At 61.1% G+C, this 17,692-nt stretch carries 14 protein-coding genes; 8 read left to right on the plus strand and 6 right to left on the minus strand.

The annotated features are described in order from the left end of the window. Positions 1 to 6: 6 nt before the first annotated feature. Complete coding sequence (locus AO692_RS13920) at positions 7 to 1,266, minus strand: FAD-binding oxidoreductase (RefSeq protein WP_054310652.1); 1,260 nt, start codon at positions 1,264 to 1,266, stop codon at positions 7 to 9. Between the two features lie 12 nt (positions 1,267 to 1,278). Further along, positions 1,279 to 3,306: a prolyl oligopeptidase family serine peptidase gene (locus AO692_RS13925; protein ID WP_082407368.1), complete on the minus strand. Its 2,028-nt coding sequence runs from the start codon at positions 3,304 to 3,306 to the stop codon at positions 1,279 to 1,281. Between the two features lie 202 nt (positions 3,307 to 3,508). Here AO692_RS13925 and AO692_RS13930 point away from each other — a divergent pair, with 202 nt between their 5' ends. From AO692_RS13930 to AO692_RS13960, 7 genes are all read left to right on the plus strand, one after another. Next, the gene (locus tag AO692_RS13930) at positions 3,509 to 4,501 is read left to right on the plus strand and encodes a membrane dipeptidase (protein ID WP_054310654.1); all 993 of its coding nucleotides are present in this window, start codon (positions 3,509 to 3,511) and stop codon (positions 4,499 to 4,501) included. 177 nt (positions 4,502 to 4,678) lie between these two features. Further along, positions 4,679 to 6,238, plus strand: a complete 1,560-nt coding sequence (locus tag AO692_RS13935; RefSeq protein WP_054310655.1) for an ABC transporter substrate-binding protein — start codon at positions 4,679 to 4,681, stop codon at positions 6,236 to 6,238. A 51-nt stretch (positions 6,239 to 6,289) separates the two neighbouring features. Then, the gene (locus tag AO692_RS13940) at positions 6,290 to 7,237 is read left to right on the plus strand and encodes an ABC transporter permease (RefSeq protein ID WP_054310656.1); all 948 of its coding nucleotides are present in this window, start codon (positions 6,290 to 6,292) and stop codon (positions 7,235 to 7,237) included. Further along, positions 7,215 to 8,102: an ABC transporter permease gene (locus AO692_RS13945; protein WP_054310747.1), complete on the plus strand. Its 888-nt coding sequence runs from the start codon at positions 7,215 to 7,217 to the stop codon at positions 8,100 to 8,102. Before AO692_RS13940 ends, AO692_RS13945 begins: the two co-directional genes overlap by 23 nt. Then, complete coding sequence (locus AO692_RS13950; RefSeq protein WP_054310657.1) at positions 8,099 to 9,079, plus strand: ABC transporter ATP-binding protein; 981 nt, start codon at positions 8,099 to 8,101, stop codon at positions 9,077 to 9,079. Before AO692_RS13945 ends, AO692_RS13950 begins: the two co-directional genes overlap by 4 nt. Then, entirely contained in the window at positions 9,076 to 10,086 is a 1,011-nt protein-coding gene (locus AO692_RS13955; protein WP_054310658.1) for an ABC transporter ATP-binding protein, read from the plus strand. Before AO692_RS13950 ends, AO692_RS13955 begins: the two co-directional genes overlap by 4 nt. Before the next feature lie 15 nt (positions 10,087 to 10,101). Then, positions 10,102 to 12,129 (plus strand): CocE/NonD family hydrolase, encoded by a 2,028-nt coding sequence (locus AO692_RS13960; protein ID WP_054310659.1) that lies wholly within the window; start codon positions 10,102 to 10,104, stop codon positions 12,127 to 12,129. 37 nt (positions 12,130 to 12,166) lie between these two features. Here AO692_RS13960 and AO692_RS13965 read toward each other — a convergent pair whose 3' ends face one another. From AO692_RS13965 to AO692_RS13980, 4 genes are all read right to left on the minus strand, one after another. Further along, the gene (locus AO692_RS13965) at positions 12,167 to 12,847 is read right to left on the minus strand and encodes a TetR/AcrR family transcriptional regulator (RefSeq protein ID WP_054310660.1); all 681 of its coding nucleotides are present in this window, start codon (positions 12,845 to 12,847) and stop codon (positions 12,167 to 12,169) included. 475 nt (positions 12,848 to 13,322) lie between these two features. After that, positions 13,323 to 14,309: a dipeptidase gene (locus AO692_RS13970; protein WP_054310661.1), complete on the minus strand. Its 987-nt coding sequence runs from the start codon at positions 14,307 to 14,309 to the stop codon at positions 13,323 to 13,325. A gap of 45 nt (positions 14,310 to 14,354) precedes the next feature. Next, on the minus strand, positions 14,355 to 14,894 hold the full coding sequence (locus AO692_RS13975; protein WP_054310662.1) for a 4-vinyl reductase: 540 nt from the start codon (positions 14,892 to 14,894) through the stop codon (positions 14,355 to 14,357). Positions 14,895 to 14,992: 98 nt separating this feature from the next. After that, positions 14,993 to 16,351, minus strand: coding sequence for an MFS transporter (locus tag AO692_RS13980; protein ID WP_054310663.1), 1,359 nt, complete (start codon positions 16,349 to 16,351; stop codon positions 14,993 to 14,995). 329 nt (positions 16,352 to 16,680) lie between these two features. Here AO692_RS13980 and AO692_RS13985 point away from each other — a divergent pair, with 329 nt between their 5' ends. Then, a complete protein-coding gene (locus AO692_RS13985) occupies positions 16,681 to 17,586 on the plus strand; it encodes a LysR family transcriptional regulator (RefSeq protein ID WP_082407369.1) in 906 nt (301 codons plus the stop codon). Positions 17,587 to 17,692 lie beyond the last annotated feature (106 nt).

Below are 17,692 nucleotides of genomic sequence, written 5' to 3' on the forward strand. Positions count from 1 at the left end.
CGCTCTTTATTCGGCCGCGGCCGAGAAGCGCACACTGCCTTCGCGAGTGCTCCACGCAGGCATTGCCGCTTCGACATCCTGTTCGGTTGGAAAGACCTCCCTCGCGTAGCGTTCGATCCTGAACCGTCTGGGATCGACGAAGCGCGGGGCGTCCAACAGGATTTCCGTGGCGAGCCTGCCGAGTCCCGGTCCATGGCTAACTCCGGTTTCATTGTCGCCGCCGACAACGACGATATTCGCATGGCCTGGCACATGCCCCACCATCAATCCCAGGTCCGGCGTGTAGCAAGGAACGCCCTGCGACCAACTGGCGATCTTCGAATCGCGCAACGGCGGAAAGACCTCCTGCAGCCTTGCCATCTGATGATCGACCATGGACTGCATCAGCTCGCCATTGTGCGGCTGGCCGGGCTCGAGTTCAGTCTCCTCCAGGCGGTGCAGCGGGATGTAGTGGCTGCCAGTGCCCCACATGATCGCACCGAAGGTCTCGCGCAGCCAAAGGCGCAGCTCGCGGCATTGCACGGTCGGCAGCGTCGAAGGCAAGCCGCGGTTGTCGGTGACCACGCGCGTGGCCAACACCCGCAACAGGGGCAGGCGCCAGTCCAGGCCGGCGAGGATCTCGTTGTTCCAGGCGCCCGCCGCCACGACCACGCCGTCGGCCTCGATAGTCTCGCCGCCGGTTTCCAACGTAACCTTGCCGCCGGCGTCATCGATCTTGCGAACCCTTGTCCTATTGCGCACGACACCGCCGAGCCGCTCGATTTCCTTCACCAGCGCGCCGAGTGCGAGCTTGGTGTCGAGCTGGATGCCATGCGGATTGTAGGCGCCGGAATGAACTTTGGCGGGATCGATCAACCCGCCCATTTTCTCGCCGATCTGGCCAGCGTTCAGGTCCTGCATCTCCTTCGGCGCATAGGGCGAGTTAAGGACCGGGTTGACGAAATCCTCGCGCCCCTGCGGCGTGAGCGCCATGATCAATGTTCCGTTCGGCCGATAGCCGATCTCGGTGCCCAGTTCATGCAGCATGCGGTAGAAGTCGAGACCGTATTGCTGGAGTCTGAGCCCTTCCTCGCCGACCGGAAACATGCCGGCAGACCAATGCGAGACGAAGCCGGCACCGGCACTGGTGGTGGCCGAACCGGTCTCATTCGCTTCCAGAAGCGTTACTTTCTTCACGCCGGATTGAAGCAGGTGATAAGCGGTGGAGCATCCGATGATGCCACCACCCACGACCACGATATGCTTGTTGTCTGCTGCTGCCGGCATTTCTTTTCCTCCTTAAATCTTTGCGGTCGAAGGACCGCTGACATAGGTATCGAGCCACCGGACGATGCGGGCAGCCGTGTCGATATATTCGGGGTAGCTGCGCAGGCTATGTCCGGCGTTCGGATAGATCGCAAGCACACTGGGGGAGCCCGAGCGCAGGGCCGCGAAATGGCACTCCTGCGCCTGTCCGGGTGGCGTGCTCTTGTCGATGCCGCCAGCCATGACCAGCGTCGGCACCTTGTTGAGCTGCCGGTAGAAGGCGGGGCTGCGCTTGAAATAGGCACCGCCCTCTTCCCAAGGCGAGGATTCGAGCATGAGCACGTCGAATTCCGGGATTTGTGTCGTGCGATGCTGACTGTACCAATCGCCCACCGGAGAGATCGGGATGGCTGCAGCGAAACGATCGCTGCGCGTCGGAAGCCAGGCGGACATGAAACCGCCATAGCTGGTGCCGGTTAAGGCAACGCGGTCGGAATCGACCAGGCCTTTTTCCACCAGGGCGTCGATTCCGCTCAGTATGTCGTCGGCATCTGCGCCGCCCATATCGCCCTGCACGGCACGGGAAAAGGCATCGCCACGTCCGGTGCTGCCCCTCGGATTGGGGAAGAAGATCGTCCAGCCGCGAGAGACCAGCAGCGGAGCGGCGCGCGTGCGGGCCATCCAGCGGTTGCGATGGGACGAGATCGGCCCGCCATGGATATCGACCAGGAGTGGCGTCGTCCCGTCCGCCTCCGATGGGCGTACGATCCATCCCTGAATTTCGAGGTCATCCGGCGCCCTCCAGGAAAACGGCTCGGCCTTCCCGCACCCGGACATCCTGGATTGCGCGTCGGGCGCGGAGAATGAGCTGATCTCCAGCAACTCCCCCTCAACGATCTCGGCCAGAAACGGAGCGCGATCATAGGCCTCGGCGATCAAGATCGCGTCGGAGGCTCCGACCGGCATGCTAGACGGTGCCCACTCGCCGCAGCTCAGTTCGGTGGACGACCAATGCTCTGTCAGCGACAAGGCAGAAGTGTCGTAATCCGCGACGACGGTTTCGTGGGCGCGTATCCCCGCCAGATGCAAGTTGACGCCGTCGCGCCATTCGATCGACGTGACGTCGATCGCATTGGTGAGAACGGTCGTGAGTTCGCGGCTGCCGAGATCGAACATCGACAGCTGTCCAGCAACGAGGCCCCGGTCACTGCAGAACGCCTGGATGAAGGCGACGCGGGAACCATCGGGAGAACCGCGGGGAACGCCGATCTGGTCGGAGGGGGTGAAAAGCGGCGTCGTTGATCCCGACTTCACGTCGATCAGCGAAAGCAGTGCTGCATACCAGCTGCCTTCGCCGTGGTCGTCGCTGGTCACAGCAACGATCCTGTCCGCGCCGCACCAACTCGCCTCCCAAACATTGACCGGCGCCGATGTCAGCGCCACCGGTGCGGTTTTCAGGTCCCACAGCCAGATCCGGCGCCAAAGATCCTCGCCTGCTCCGCAGGTGACCTCGGGCAGCCAGGTGGGCGCTTCCATCTTCTGCTTCTGCGCGTAGCCGCCGTGGATTCCGGCAAGATCCGCGCCCGTGCCAGCAACGACAAGCAACAGTCTTCGGCCGTCGGGCGACCAGTCGATCTGTTCGATGCGGCCTGGGACATCCGACATGGCGACGGTCGCCCCACCCGACCAGAGCTCGATCCGGTCTAAGCCCGCTTCGTCGCCGACGCGAGCCAGTGCCAGAACCCTACCATCCGGCGCAAGCCGGATCTGCCTGGTTTCGGCATCGTTCAGCCGCTCGGGCGCTCCGCTGCGCGCAAGCTGATAGAGGCGACTGACCGGTGCGACCTTGAGATCCTCCTCGAAGCTCTGCCCGATGAAAAACAGCGTGTCCGCCGAGACGTGACGGCATGCGGAGCGGCCCGAAAACACGTGGCCATGCAGGCCGAAAAGGGCGGAATAGAAGCTCTCCGACTCCACGAATTCCGCGGCAGATCGAAAATCGCCCGACATCGGGCCAGTGCCTTGCGCGTTCATCGATCCCGAATTCCGTACCCTGTCCATAGCGACTTCCCAGCAGCACGCCCGGCCGATGTTGCCATCCGGGCAAGCATCACGGACGCACCATACCCACAGCTTACGTTTTGTCTAGACACCAGTGTACATTAGGTTGGGCCACGGGCATCCACGACGTGATCGACGGTTGACCCGCCATGCCTGGAGTGCGCAGATCGCGAAGGGAACGCAACAAATCCAGGCATAACAGATGAAGCTTGACGACAAAATTCGATCGATCCTGGACAGCGAAGTCATCTGGGACGCCCACTCCGGTTTCATGCCGGACCCGGCTGCCGATCTGAACAATCTGCGGATATGGCGCGAGGCAGGCGTGGATTACCTTTCCATCGACGTCGGGTTCGATCTGCTTGCCTGGGAACAGACGGTGGCCACGCTCGCCTGTTTCCGGCATTGGATAATGGCGCGTCCCGACGACTACGCGCTCGTCGGGTCAGCCGATGACATCCTCGCCGCGAAGGCACAGCGCAAGCTGGCGGTCACCTTCGACATCGAAGGCATGAACGCCCTGAACGGCCGGATTGAAATGGTCGAATTCTACCACCGCCTCGGCGTGCGTCAGATACTCTTCGCCTATAACCGCAACAATCTCGCCGGTGGCGGATGCCATGACACCGATGCGGGATTGACGGCATTTGGCCGGCAGGTGATCGACGAGATGAACCGCCTCGGCATGTTTGTCGACGTCACCCATACGGGCTATCGAACGACCATGGAGGTGATGGAATATAGCGACCGGCCGGTCATCTTCTCGCACTCCAATCCAAAGGCGCTGTGCTCTCACGGGCGTAACATCACGGACGATCAGATCAGAGCCTGCGCCGGCACCGGCGGCATCATCGGCGTCGTTGGCCTCAATCGCTTCCTCGGCGAGGGGCGCACCGATTCCGAACGCCTGGCCGACCACATTGAATATCTGATCGATCTCGCCGGGCCGCCGCATGTCGGCATCGGTCTCGATTATGCATTTCCGGTCGAGGTCGAGGGCATCGAGGACATCATCGCCAGCAATCCGCATTTCTGGCCAAAGAGCGAATATCCCGAAGGCGAGACGACCTATTCCTCGCCCGGCCAAATGGCGGAGCTGGTCGAAGTCCTGCTGCGCCGCGGCCAGCCGGAACAAGCGGTCCGCGGCGTCATGGGTGGCAACTTCATGCGCCTTGCGCGAGAGGTCTGGAAATAATCCCTGGCACAGGCGCTCGCGCTCGGGCGGCGCTTAGGCGGAACAGGCTTCCTGTTTCGCGACGCATGACGCATTTTCCCGCTGGACATAAGTGTACAGTCAGGGCAGGCTATCGGATGGAGACCTCGATGTTTCCACAAGCGACGTAGAGCGCTCAATAAAACGAAGGGGAAGAACATGACCAAAGTCGCGAATATCGACATGACACGCCGCGGCCTGCTGGCAGGCGCCGGGGCGCTCGGCCTTGCGTCGCTGATCTATTCCGGCAAGCGCGCGCAAGCGGCCGGCTCTATTCTCAAAGTGCGGTCCTACGGCGACATCCAGACACTCGATCCGGCCTTCCGCCTCGCGGCGCCCGAAGGCGACATCACCAATGTCATCTTCGCCAGCCTCGTCGTCGCCACGCCAGGCGACAACTGGGGTTGGAAGCCGATGGCGGTAGAGAAGATCGAGCAGCTCGATCCGCTCACCGTTGCCTTCAAGCTCCGCGACAATATCGGCTTCACCGACGGATTTGGTCAGCTGACCGCGGAGGACGTGAAATTCTCGATCGAACGCATCGCGGATCCCAGCAACAAGTCACCCTATGCCGGCGACTGGGCAACACTCAAGGAGGTCGAGGTCAAGGACAAGCTTTCGGGCATCATCCACCTGAAGGAAGGCTTCGCGCCGCTATGGACGTCGACATTGCCGACGCCATCAAGCACCATCCTGTCCAAGCGCGCCGTGACGGAGGCAGGCGGCAAGCTGGGCGTAAAGCCCGTCGCGCAGTCCGGGCCTTATCTGTTGAAGGAATGGTCGCCCAAGCAGCGCACCGTGCTCGTGCGCAACCCGGACTGGAAATACGAGCAAGGCAGCTACGACGAAATCCATATCCTTCCAATCGAGGATGAGAAGACCGCCGAGCTCGGCTACGAGGCAGGCGATCTCGACTATACCTGGACTTCGGTGTCGTCGATCAAGCGGCTGAAGGAAACGCCGCCGGCAAACACCGCTGTGGTCCAAAAACCTTCGCTTGCCTTCGTCTGGCTCGGCATGAACCAGACCGCGGCGCCTTTCGACAATCCCGACCTGCGCCGCGCCATTCAATACGGCGTCGACCGCAAGGCCGTGGTGGATGCGGCCTATTTCGGCGCTGCCGACACCTCCACCGGCATCATCGCGCCGGGCCTAATCGGCCATCGGGAGAAGAACCTCTTCGACTATGATCCTGACAAGGCACGCGAACTGGTCGACAAGGCCGGCGCGAGCGGCGTCACCGTCACGCTCGATATCCTCAACAAGGCAGAACGCCTGTCCGCCGCGCAGGTCGTACAGGCCAACCTGCAGGACATCGGCATCAATGTCGAAATCAAACAGAACGACAGCGGCACGTTCTGGACACTCGGCTCCAAGGAAAATCCCTATTCCAAGAAGCTCCAGATGGTGCTGTCGCGCTTCTCGATGCAACCCGACCCGAGCTGGGCCACCGAGTGGTACACGCGTAGCCAGATCGGCGTATGGAATTGGGAGCAGTTCAGTAGCGAGGAGTTCGACAAGCTGGTCGTCGCAGGCAAGGTGGAACTCGATCCGGCCAAGCGCGACGTCATGTACAAGAAAATGCAGGACCTGATGGAAGAGAGCGGCTGCTATGTCTTCCTCACCCACGAAGTCACCGGCGTGATGCATCGCAAGAGCGTGGCGGCGGCCCTCAAACCCAATGGCGAGCCCTGCTTCGAGGACTTCAAACTCGCTTGAACGTGACGGGGAGCCACGGCATGAGGCCGAGCGGATCGACCGGGTCCTGAGATGCTTCAGTATGCGCTGAAACGGCTGGGACTAAGCGTGGTCATCGTGAGTGTCGCGATGGCGATGCTGTTCGCCATGATTTACGTGATCCCGGGCGATCCGGCCTCCGTGGCGCTCGGTCCGCGCGCAACGCCCGAGATGGTCCAGGCACTGCGCAGTCGCATGGGGCTGGATCAGCCGATCTGGGTTCAGTTCGCCAGATTCTATTTCTCCGCGCTTCGCGGCGATCTGGGCATCGAGATCCTTTCGGGGCGACCGGTGCTCGGCGTGGTGTTCGAACAATTGCCATTCACGCTGGCCCTGATTGCCGGGGCGATCTCTTGGTCCGTCCTGCTCGGGATTCCGCTGGGCTGCGTCGCCGCGATCCGGCGCGGCGGCTTCGTCGACCGCGTCATCGGCGTTCTGTCCGTCGCGGTGATCGCCGTGCCGTCCTTCGTCATCGCGATCTATTCGCTGCTGATCTTCGCCGTCGCCCTGCAGTGGCTGCCAGCCATCGGCGCCGGGGAACCCGGCAATCTGGGCAGCCAGTTGAAGCATCTCATCTTGCCCTCGCTCGCAATCGGCGTCGGCTGGGTGGGATACATCGCGCGCATGGTGCGGGCCTCCATGCTGGAGACGCTCGAAGCCTCTCACATCCGCACCGCGCGGGCGTTCGGCCTGCCCGAGTCGCGCATCACCTATTCCTACGCGCTGCGTATCGCCATCCTGCCAACCATCACGCTGCTCGGCGTCGGCGTTGGCACCATGGTGTCCTCGGCGGTCTTCGCCGAGATCGTCTTTGCTCGGCCGGGCATTGGCAAATTGGTCTACGAGGCGATTTCCGTACGCAATTATCCAGTCGTCACCGGCGCCGTGCTGGTCACAACCGTTTTCTTCGTCGTGGTGAACGCTTTCGCCGACATCATCATTGCTGCGTTGGATCCTCGTGTCAGATCAAGCTTTAGTTAACCAGCCGCCGCGGCGGCGCTTCGCCGCCATCGGCCCTATTTTCAGGCGCATTGTTCGCGAGCCACTGGGCGCGTTCGGCCTCATCCTGGTTGTGATCGTCGTGTTCTCCGCGCTTTTCGCCGACGTGATCGCCAGCTACCCGCCGACAAAGCTCTCGCCCGCCGAGCGCTTCGCACCGGCGAGCTTCCAACATCTGCTGGGCACCGATCATCTCGGCCGCGATCTGTTCTCGCGCGTACTCCACGGCGGCCGCATCGCGCTGGCCATTGCACTTGGCGCGACCGGACTATCCCTGGCCGGCGGCATCCTGCTCGGCCTCATCGCCGGCTATGGACCGCGCTGGCTCGACAATCTGCTTCTGCTGCTTTTCGATGCCATCAAGAGCTTCCCCACGGTGATGCTGGCGCTGGCGCTCGTCACGCTGACGGGGCCTTCGCTGCTTGCGGTGCTGGCCGTGGTAGTCCTGGTCAATGTGCCAGGATATGCCCGCATCATCCGCACCCAGACGCTTGTCCTGAAGTCGGCGGAGCATGTGATGGCGGCGCGCTCGATGGGAGCCGGCACGGCGCGTATTCTCGCCGTCCACATTTTGCCCAACGTCATCGGCCCCATTCTCATCCTGGCGTCGATGGATATTCCGGTCGTCGTGGCGATCGAAGCCGGATTGAGCTTCCTCGGCCTCGGCGTCAGGCCCCCTCTGCCGAGCTGGGGCGCGATCCTGAACGACGGCTTCGTCAACATCCGCGATTCATATTGGATCGTGGTTGCCGGAGGCGTGCCGATCATCCTCACCACGCTCGGCTTCACCTTCCTCGGCGAAACGCTGCGTGACGTGTTCGATCCCAGGCTAAAGAGGCGCCAATGACGATCCTTGACGTCAAGGACCTGAGCGTCGACTTCGTCACCGAGACCGGGACACTGCAGGCGCTGCGCAAGGTGAACCTCGCGGTGCCGGCCAACCGTATCGTAGGCGTCGTCGGTGAATCCGGCTGCGGAAAGTCGACCTTGATCAACACCGTTCTCGGCCTGCTCGCCGAGAACGGCGCGGTGACGTCGGGCGAGATCCTGTTCGAAGGCCAGAGCGACCTCGTCCACCTGGACGCAAACGGCATGCGGGCGCTGCGCGGACAAAAAATAGCGACGGTCTTCCAGGATCCGATGGGCGCGCTCAACCCCGTGCTGTCGGTCGGTCGGCAGATGCGCGACATCCAATATCGGTCGGCCCTGTCTCGCAAAGAAAAGGATGCGCGTTCGATCGAGATGTTGCGCAAGGTCCGCATCCCCGACCCCGAGCGCCGGCTGGCGCAGTTTCCGCACGAATTCTCCGGCGGCATGAAGCAGCGTATCGCAATCGCGATGGCGCTTCTGATGCAGCCGTCCCTGCTGATCGCCGACGAGCCGACGACAGCGCTGGACGCGACACTGGAAGTCGCCATCATTGAACTGTTGAAGGACCTACAGCAGCAGATCGGCTGCTCGGTGCTGTTCATCTCGCATCACCTCGGCGTCATCGCCGAGTTGTGCGATGACATGATCGTCATGTACGCCGGCGAGGTCGTCGAGCACGGCTCGACACGCGATATCTTCCACAATGCGCGACACCCCTACACCAAAAAACTGCTCGCTTGCGATCCGGCGAGGCTCTCGCGCCGCGAACCGCAGCTGCCCACCATTCCCGGCACGCTGCCCGACCTTCGCGACCGACCGAAAGGCTGCATTTTCCAAGCGCGCTGCGAATTCACCGACGAGGCCTGCGCAGAGATGCCCCCGGACATCCCGGTCGGTGGCGCCCATGTCACGCGATGCTGGCACGCCGGAAAAACGACCGGGGCGCGTGCATGACAACGGAACCCCTACTCGCAGTCTCCAACCTTCGGGTGCGTTTCCGCATCGGTGGCGTGATCAGCGCGCTCGCCGGTCGCCTCACTGAAATCGAGGCCGTCGCCGGGGTCGGTTTCACGCTGGAGCGCGGCCAGACGCTCGCGCTCGTGGGCGAATCCGGTTCGGGCAAAACGACGCTCGCGCGCGCCGTCAACGGCCTCCAGCCGGCGGCGAGCGGGTCGATCCGCTTCGAAGGCCGCGAATTGGGCAATTTTTCGAACGCAGGCTGGAAGTCGTTGCGGCGCAAGATATCGATGATGTTCCAGGATCCGGTCGGCTCGCTGTCACCACGGCTCAGCGTCCGCTCGCTGCTCGCGGAGCCATTCGCCATCCATGGCCTGTCCGGGCGCAGCCTCAACGCCGAAGTGGAGCGCCTGCTTGCCTTGGTCGGTCTTCCACGCGATTTCGCCGACCGTTATCCGCACCAGCTCTCTGGCGGGCAGGCACGCCGGGTCGGGGTTGCAAGGGCTGTTGCGCTCGACCCCGTGCTGATCATTGCCGACGAGCCGACGGCCGGTCTCGACGTGTCGATCCAGGGCGAGGTGCTCAATCTGCTCAACAGCTTGCGCGACCGCATGGGCTTGTCGATGCTCATCATCACCCACAATCTGCACGTCGTGCGGCAGATCGCCGATCGGATGGCGGTGATGTATCTCGGGCGCTTTGTTGAGGAAGGCGAGACGGAAGCGATCTTCCAGGCGCCGCGGCACCCATACACGGCCGCACTGCTTTCCGCGAATCCCGAACCTGATCCGGACAAGGTGCACAACCGCATCGCCCTGCCCGCAGATGTGCCGTCGCTGCTCGACCGGCCTTCTGGGTGCGAGTTCCACACCCGTTGCCCGTTCGCCCAAGACATCTGCGCAGGTCAGGTGCCTGCCTCATCCGCGCTCGGGACCAGCCGGCTCACCTGCCATTTCCCGCTCGATGCCGGCACGCGCGCCGTCAAGACAATTGCCACGACCTAAGAGAAAGTTCGCCCGATGAAAGACATCCGCGTGGTCACCGATTTTCCGCGCAAGGTGCATGAGATCGAGAACCTGTGGATCCCGATGCCCGACGGCGTGAAACTTGCTGCCCGCATCTGGCTCCCGGTGGACGCCGAGGCAGACCCGGTGCCTGCTGTTCTCGAATACCTGCCCTACCGCAAGCGTGACGGAACGGTGGAGCGCGACGCGCTCACGCATCCCTACTTCGCCGGTCACGGCTATGCTGGCGTGAGGGTCGACATGCGCGGCAGCGGCGACAGCGAAGGCATCTGCAAGGGTGAATATCTCAAGCAGGAGCAGGATGACTGCCTCGCGGTGATCGAATGGCTGGCGAAACAGCCCTGGTGTTCCGGCGCGGTCGGCATGATCGGCATAAGCTGGGGCGGCTTCAACGGGCTCCAGGTCGCAGCTCGACGGCCGTCGGCACTGAAGGCCGTCATCTCGTTGTGCTCCACCGACGACCGCTACAATGACGACGTCCACTATCTCGGCGGCGCGCAGATGTGCGACAATCTGAACTGGGGTACCACCGCCTGGGCAATCGCCATGACACCGCCCGATCCGCTAATTGCAGGGGATCGCTGGCGCGAGCTTTGGGACGACCGCTTAAACGGCAACGGCATCTGGATGCAGGACTGGTTCAAGCATCAGCGCCGAGACGAATTCTATAAGCACGGCTCGATCTGCGAGAACTACTCCGATATCGAGATTCCCGTTTACGCAGTCGGTGGCTGGGCCGACGGCTATCCAAACCCGATCTTCCGAATGATGGAGAGCCTCCCGGGCGTTCGCAAGGGTCTGATCGGTCCCTGGGGACACAAATATCCTCATTTCGCCATGCCCGGCCCGCGCATCGGGTTCCTCAAGGAATGCCTGCGCTGGTGGGATCAATATCTCAAGGGCATCAACACCGGCATTGCCGACGAGCCCATGCTACGTGCCTGGATCCAGGATCCCGCGCCGCCAGCTGCCATTTATGACGAGCGCCCCGGCCACTGGGTCGCCGAGCCTTCCTGGCCAGGGCCTGGAGTCAGCGAGCGCTCTCTCGCTTTGTCGCCAGGGCGCCTTGGCGAAAGCGCTGGCAACGACGACGTGCTGACAATCTGCTCGCCGTCAACGGCGGGCCTCTCCTCCGGAACGTGGTGCGGCTATGGGGCCGTGCCGACATTGCCGGTCGATCAGCGCATGGAAGCTGGCAACGCGCTCATCTTTGAAACGGAGCCCTTGCAGGAAGCCGTGGAGATCCTCGGCTTCCCGGAGTTCGAGGTCAAGCTCGCCTCGGACAAGCCAGTCGCGCTGGTCTCGGCGACCCTGTCGCTGGTGCTGGAAGACGGCGCGGCTGCCCGCGTCAGCTATGGGATCCTCAACCTCACGCATCGGCATGACGACCTCGAGCTCCAGCCCATGACGCCGGGCGAGGTCGAGACGATACGCATCAAACTGCGTTGCTGCGGCCAGCGCTTCGAGAAAGGCCAGCGCATCCGGCTCGCCGTCGCCACGGGGCATTGGCCGATTGTCTTTCCGGGACCGGAGAAGGCGACACTGTCGATCCATTGCACCGGCAGCAGGCTGATCCTGCCGGTGCGCGAACCGCAGGCGCTCGATGCGACGCTTGCGGACTTCAAAGGGCCAGAGAGTGCGGCGCCCATGGCGCAGGAAGTGATGAAGGCAGGGGAGCCCTTCCGACGCGAGGTGACGACGAACCAGGTGACCGGCGAGACCATCTATACCATCGTGAGCGACGCTGGAACGGTGCGCCATCCGCACACCGGCATGATTGTGTCGGCCAGGCAGACCGAGGTCTACGCCATTCATCCGGACGATCCAAACTCGGCTCGGGGAACCGTAACTTGGGACAAGTCCTATGCCCGGGGCGACTGGAACGCTGGTGTTTCGGTCTCGGCCACGGTTCGGGGATTGCGTGAAGTCTGGCGCCTGGAGACACATCTCGTTGCGCGCACCCGTGACGAAATCGTCCTCGATCGCGAAGAGATCACGGAGTTTCCGCGCGACCTGAATTGATGTGGCGGGCGGCGCACTGTCAGGGCTAGCTGCGGGCTTAACGCTTGATATGGGCGCGCCGTGAATTTCTCTGCCGTATCTTTTCGGCGAAGGCTTCGACCTCTCCGTCGTGGGGCGCTTTGCCCGTATGAGTAAGCAGGTATGCTGCCGTCAGAGATAGGCGGTTGCTTACCGGCTCGACGATTTCAAGCGAGTAATAACCGATCTGGGTGAAATAAAGCACACGCGCCCGCACGAACGCCTCGGTGTCGCCGTAGCCATGCCGCGAGAACATCGCTCGGATAGCCTCGACCCGCGCATCGTCCTCGTCCTTGACGATCCGGTGCACTTTAACCGACTGGCGCGACCATGCGCGGACGGCAAAGTCCAGGAGCGGATCGAACAGCGATTCATCCAACCAGCACTCGAAAACGTTGAGTACCCCCTGCGTGATCGATGCGGCGGGTCGAGCAGCTTGCGTGAGGATGAAACGAGTATTGTTGTCGCGCCAATGGTTGAGAAGTTGGTCAAGCAAATCCTGGCGGCTTTTGAAATACCAGTAGAAGCTGGAGCGGGAAACATTGAGTTTTTGCCCGAGCGTCAAGACACGCACCGCCTCCACACCCTCGGAGACAAGGGTTTCCAGCGCGAGCTTCATCCAGTCCTCGCGGGTCACCTTGGTGTTGCCACTCGAGCCGGATCGCCGCGCAATTTCCGCAACACTGGAGTCGGAAGACATGGTCACCCATTGTGTTGAACCGCGCGCTAGATAGACCCGAAACCACGCCCTCACAAGATCGCAAAGCGCCTGGTGATCATCATTCCGAAGGAAGGACGTGATTTTCGCAGGCCGTCAAGTATTAGTCAGCTCAGGCCCTTAACCGGCGTGTGACTTCGTCGGTTTTTTCTGCCGTTGGATCTATCCTGTTTGCCTCCATGCATTGCACTGCGTGCAGCGATCCTTGTACGGCTGCGATTGATCTTGCAGCGAATTTGGGCTCGGACCGAAAGCGAAGCGGTTCGCGCGACACAATGGATGCGATCCTTTACGCAGCTACGCTCGATACCTACCCTTCCCGAAGGCTCCGCTCAGAAAGAAGGCCGTACGATCTTTTAACGTGCTTGGGCGCTGCGTACCGGCTCAGCGGCAGGTAAAGCCGCCATCCACCGGCAGTGCGCGCCGGTCACGAAGGAAGCATCATCTGACGCCAACCTCAGCTGGACCATACCCGGTCGAGAAGGCCGAGCCAGTTAGCGCCGACGACCTTCTCGATTTTCGAGTTTGTCCAGCCAGCACGCGACATGGCATCCGCCAAATTCGGGAAATCGCTGATCCGCCGTATCCCGTCGGGGTTCTTGACCTCGCCGAAATCGGTCAATTTGCGTCCAAACCCCTTGTCGTGTGTGATCCAGTCGAAGAATTCTTCGCCGTAGCCTTGCGTGAAATCCGTGCCGATGCCGACGGAATCTTCCCCTACGAGATTGATCACATAGTCGATCGCGTCGATGTAGTCTCCGATATCGGACTGGGCGCCCTTCGGGAGGAAGGGCGGGAACATCGTGACGCCGACGAACCCACCCTTTTCGACGATATAGCGAAGCTCCTCATCGCTTTTGTTGCGGGGATGGGCCTTCAGTCCGGCTGGAAGGCAATGGGAATAGGCTACCGGCTTGCTCGATGAATCGATAACGTCTCTCGACGTCTTGGGGCCGACATGGCTGAGGTCGCACAACATGCCCACTCGGTTCATTTCGGCCACCACCTCACGGCCGAAATCTGAAAGGCCGCTATCCCGGCCTTCATAACACCCGCTTCCGACCCAGTTCTGCGTGTTGTAGGTCATCTGGGCGATACCGACGCCCAGACTTTTCAGTATCTCGACATAACCTATCTGGTCTTCGAAGGCTGTGGTGTTCTGCATCCCGAGGATGATCGCCGTTTTGCCCGCCTTTTTTGCTTGAACGATATCTTCGGTGGAGCGTGCTTTGACGATTTCGTCCGCATATTGGCGAAACCACCCGTTCCATTTCGCTATATTTTGGACTGTCGCCTCGAATCCTTCCCAGACACTGCAGGTACAGTTTGCTGCTGTAAGGCCCGCCTGGCGCATCTCCTTAAAGATGTCTCCGTTCCAGTTGGAGATGATAAGGCCGTCGATGACGACGGAATCGTCGTAGACCTGTCTTGCAGACTTGTTCATGCTATTCTCGCTTTCAGATTGGATCGGTTTTCGCCGGCGGAAATTTCAAGTATTGGCGCCTTGAACCCTTGTTATTTCAAACCGGCAGCACTCGAAGCCCATCGCTTCGCACTGGACCTCCCGACACTCGACCTTGAACGGTTTGCGGCCTTGCTCGTCGAATAAGTACTGAAGTCCCCCGGCAAAAAAGCCTTCGAACATGTAGCAGGTCGCGTGGTCAGCGCCGGAAGGGCTCTCCAGCGCATAGATCGAGTTTTGGACGGCGATTTCGGCACTCCCGAGATCTTCGGCGACGCGCTCCAGCTTGAACTGTCCCCAGCCTCTCGCGGTCAGGCGTTCGAGGTAGTGCTCAAAAACGGGAAAGCCGGATATGTCGTAGGTTTCAGCCTGTTTCCGGCACCAGTAGTAGGCGGATTTGGCGCCTGCCTGGTACAGAACGTCGCGATACCTGGACAGGCCGAGAGCGCTTTCGACTTCCTTGTGAACATTCACCATGAAGTGACGCGGAATGTAGAGCATGGGCAGACCATCGGTCTCCCAGATCCCGGTCGCTTCGTCCACGTTGATATCTACCGATGGCAGCATGCCTCACCTTATTGAATCGTCTGGATGTATCGGTGCACGCAGGGCCGACTTTTGCGGGCAGCCCTGTTGCCTGGTGCACATCTCGTAGAAGGGCCGAACTATACCGCCACGCGCTTCTTCGAAGCCTGAATCCGGCTTGCGCCGGCCGTTTCAGGCATCTCGCCGAACAGGGAGACTCGTGACGTTTCGCGCAGTGCCAAGCCGCCTGCCATCGCGAGTACTGCGATCGCAATCAGATAGAATGCCGGAGAAAGATTGTTTCCGGTGCGTTCGATCAACCACGTCGCCATCAAAGGAGCCGTGCCTCCGAAAATTGTATAGGACACGTTGTAGGTGAAAGCCGAGGCGGTGTACCGCGTGCGGGTCGGAAACGATTCCGACATCAAGGCTGCCGTTACCACGCCACAAGACAGCGCCCCCACTGCGAGCAGCAGCACGCCGGCGACGGCGTGGAATACGGAGCCCGAGCTTGCCAGTCCGAAGGCAGGCAAGACCGTCAGGATGACCCAACCGCAAATCAGCCCGATCGACTTGCGCCGTCCGATGCTGTCCGAAATTCGACCAGCGACCGGGCACGCGGCGGCGGCGAAGAACAGGGCCACCGTTGATACCAGGAGCGCTTGAGGCCTGGTGAGATTTCCCACCACCTGGAGATACGTCGCGAAATAGGTGGTGAAGGTGTAGAAAGACAACGCCGTGAGCGAAATGAAGGCTCCAAGGCGCAGGATCGTGCCGGCTTGGCTTTGCAGTGTCTCCCTCAAGGGAGAATGTGCGTGCAGATTCTCCTCGGCCGCCATGGCCTTGAACGCGGGCGTCTCAGACATCCGCCACCGCAAGAACAGGCCGATGATGCCGAGCGGCGCCGCGACGATGAAGGGAACCCGCCATCCCCAGGACGCCATCGCCTCGCTGGAAAGACTGTTTTCCATTGCGAAAACCAGGAGAGCGGCGGAAGCGAAGGCGGTAAATGTCGAGACCGGAACGAAGCTTCCGTACCAACCCCTGCGATGATTTGGGGAATGTTCCATGACATACGCCACCGAGCCGGCATATTCCCCGCCGGCCGAGAAGCCCTGGAGGCAACGCAAGAGGGTCAAAAGAACCGGCGCCATCACGCCGATGCTGCCGTGCGTCGGCAGCAAGCCGATCAGGGTTGTGGCGCCCGCCATCATGAGGATCGTCAGCGACAGGATGCTTTTGCGTCCGACCTTGTCGCCGAGAATTCCGAAGAAGATGCCGCCCAGGGGCCGCATCGCGAACGCCACGGCGAAGACGCCGAACGTTTTGAGAAGTCCCAGACTGACGCTCGAGCTTGGAAAGAACTGGTTCGCGATGATCGTTGCAAGAAAGCCATAAACCGCGAAATCGAACCATTCCACGAAATTGCCTATGGCCGCCGCACTGATTACCTTTCGCAGCGTTTTGGTTGAAGTCTGCGGGTCTGCCTGCGCTGTCATGCCGATATCCTCCCGAATCTGACATTGGGTCTGAGATGGAACTTTGGCCCTCTGCCGGAGGCTGGTGCTGGACCTGCTTGCCGACCACCGGTGCGCCTTTTCGGCTTTTCCCGGCTTGTACGTGAGTGCCGCCGTTCCGTTCGATCTCCCCTGCACCGCATGGTGACAAAGGAATTTCAAACAGCACGACGCGATACGCCGACGATCCGAACCGTCGGAATCCCGTCGATCAGTTCCCTTCCTCGCCACAAGGATCGTAGCGGCAGAGTTATTTGTAAAATATCGATGAGAGCTTTATTGATAATCTTGGGATATCAATGGGAGGACTCATGGCACTCGATTTACGACACTTTCGTGCCTTCCTCGTGCTTGGAAACGAGCTCCATTTTGGGCGAGCTGCCAACACGCTGCGCATCGCGCAGCCGGCACTCTCAAAAACCGTTCAGCAGCTCGAGTCCGAGATAGGCGCACCCTTGCTCACCCGCACGACGCGACGGGTTGAACTAACAGAGGCAGGGAAAGTGTTTCTGACGGAAATTTCCGGCATTGCCGGTCAGATCGACCTGGCTATCACAAAGACGCGCAAGGCAGCGCGAGGTTTGCAAGGCGAACTGCGCGTCGCCTACACAGATTTTGCAATCAACGGAAAGCTGCCCGAGTTCCTGCGGGATTTCAACCTCGCGCATCCGGATATTCATCTGGATCTCATATTCATGCCGACCGTTCGTCAGCACGTCGCCATTCTTCAAAACTCGATCGATATCGGTTTCATGTACGGAGAATTCGACCACCAATCCACCAACAGCCTGGTTTTCGACGAGAACGAATACGTCGTGGTTCTGGCGTCTGACCATCCGCTCGCGAGAAACGAGACACTGACGCTGACAGAGCTCAAAGACGAGAAGTTTGTGTTCGGGACAGGTGATAGTTGGGTTGTTTTCCGGCAGCAGGTTTTCGCCAAATGCCGCGCGAGAGGCTTCTTTCCCGACATCGCTTTGGAAGCGACAAACAGCGACGGAATCTTCGGGCTTGTGATCGTGGGGGCGGGCGTGGCCATCTATTCCAGCTGTATAGGGAACATGGCACGGCACGGGGTCGCGGTTCGCCCGCTCAGCGACCTGCCTGAGAAACTTCCAATCTCGGCCGTGTGGGATCGCAGTAACCGCTCGAAGGTGCTCAGCACCTTTCTCAAACACCTGCGAAATCACCGCCGGGGTCTCGGAGCCGGTGAATAGCACGGCTTTGAAATCGAGCTGATCAGGCGGGCGGTCCAATGACGTTGCCATGCCCATCCGAACCGACCATACAGGTGGCGAACTGCCCTATAAACCATTGATAGAC

The sequence above is a fragment of the Mesorhizobium sp. 1M-11 genome, from assembly GCF_001303895.1.
In the GTDB taxonomy this organism is placed as follows: Bacteria; Pseudomonadota; Alphaproteobacteria; order Rhizobiales; family Rhizobiaceae; genus Mesorhizobium.

Bases quoted from the DNA above. Each gene is read 5' to 3' on its own strand.
- AO692_RS13920 (WP_054310652.1), bottom strand. From the start codon at position 1,266: ATGCCGGCAGCAGCAGACAACAAGCATATCGTGGTCGTGGGTGGTGGC.
- AO692_RS13925 (WP_082407368.1), bottom strand. From the start codon at position 3,306: ATGGACAGGGTACGGAATTCGGGATCGATGAACGCGCAAGGCACTGGC.
- AO692_RS13930 (WP_054310654.1), top strand. From the start codon at position 3,509: ATGAAGCTTGACGACAAAATTCGATCGATCCTGGACAGCGAAGTCATC.
- AO692_RS13935 (WP_054310655.1), top strand. From the start codon at position 4,679: ATGACCAAAGTCGCGAATATCGACATGACACGCCGCGGCCTGCTGGCA.
- AO692_RS13940 (WP_054310656.1), top strand. From the start codon at position 6,290: ATGCTTCAGTATGCGCTGAAACGGCTGGGACTAAGCGTGGTCATCGTG.
- AO692_RS13950 (WP_054310657.1), top strand. From the start codon at position 8,099: ATGACGATCCTTGACGTCAAGGACCTGAGCGTCGACTTCGTCACCGAG.
- AO692_RS13955 (WP_054310658.1), top strand. From the start codon at position 9,076: ATGACAACGGAACCCCTACTCGCAGTCTCCAACCTTCGGGTGCGTTTC.
- AO692_RS13960 (WP_054310659.1), top strand. From the start codon at position 10,102: ATGAAAGACATCCGCGTGGTCACCGATTTTCCGCGCAAGGTGCATGAG.
- AO692_RS13965 (WP_054310660.1), bottom strand. From the start codon at position 12,847: ATGTCTTCCGACTCCAGTGTTGCGGAAATTGCGCGGCGATCCGGCTCG.
- AO692_RS13970 (WP_054310661.1), bottom strand. From the start codon at position 14,309: ATGAACAAGTCTGCAAGACAGGTCTACGACGATTCCGTCGTCATCGAC.
- AO692_RS13975 (WP_054310662.1), bottom strand. From the start codon at position 14,894: ATGCTGCCATCGGTAGATATCAACGTGGACGAAGCGACCGGGATCTGG.
- AO692_RS13980 (WP_054310663.1), bottom strand. From the start codon at position 16,351: ATGACAGCGCAGGCAGACCCGCAGACTTCAACCAAAACGCTGCGAAAG.
- AO692_RS13985 (WP_082407369.1), top strand. From the start codon at position 16,681: ATGGCACTCGATTTACGACACTTTCGTGCCTTCCTCGTGCTTGGAAAC.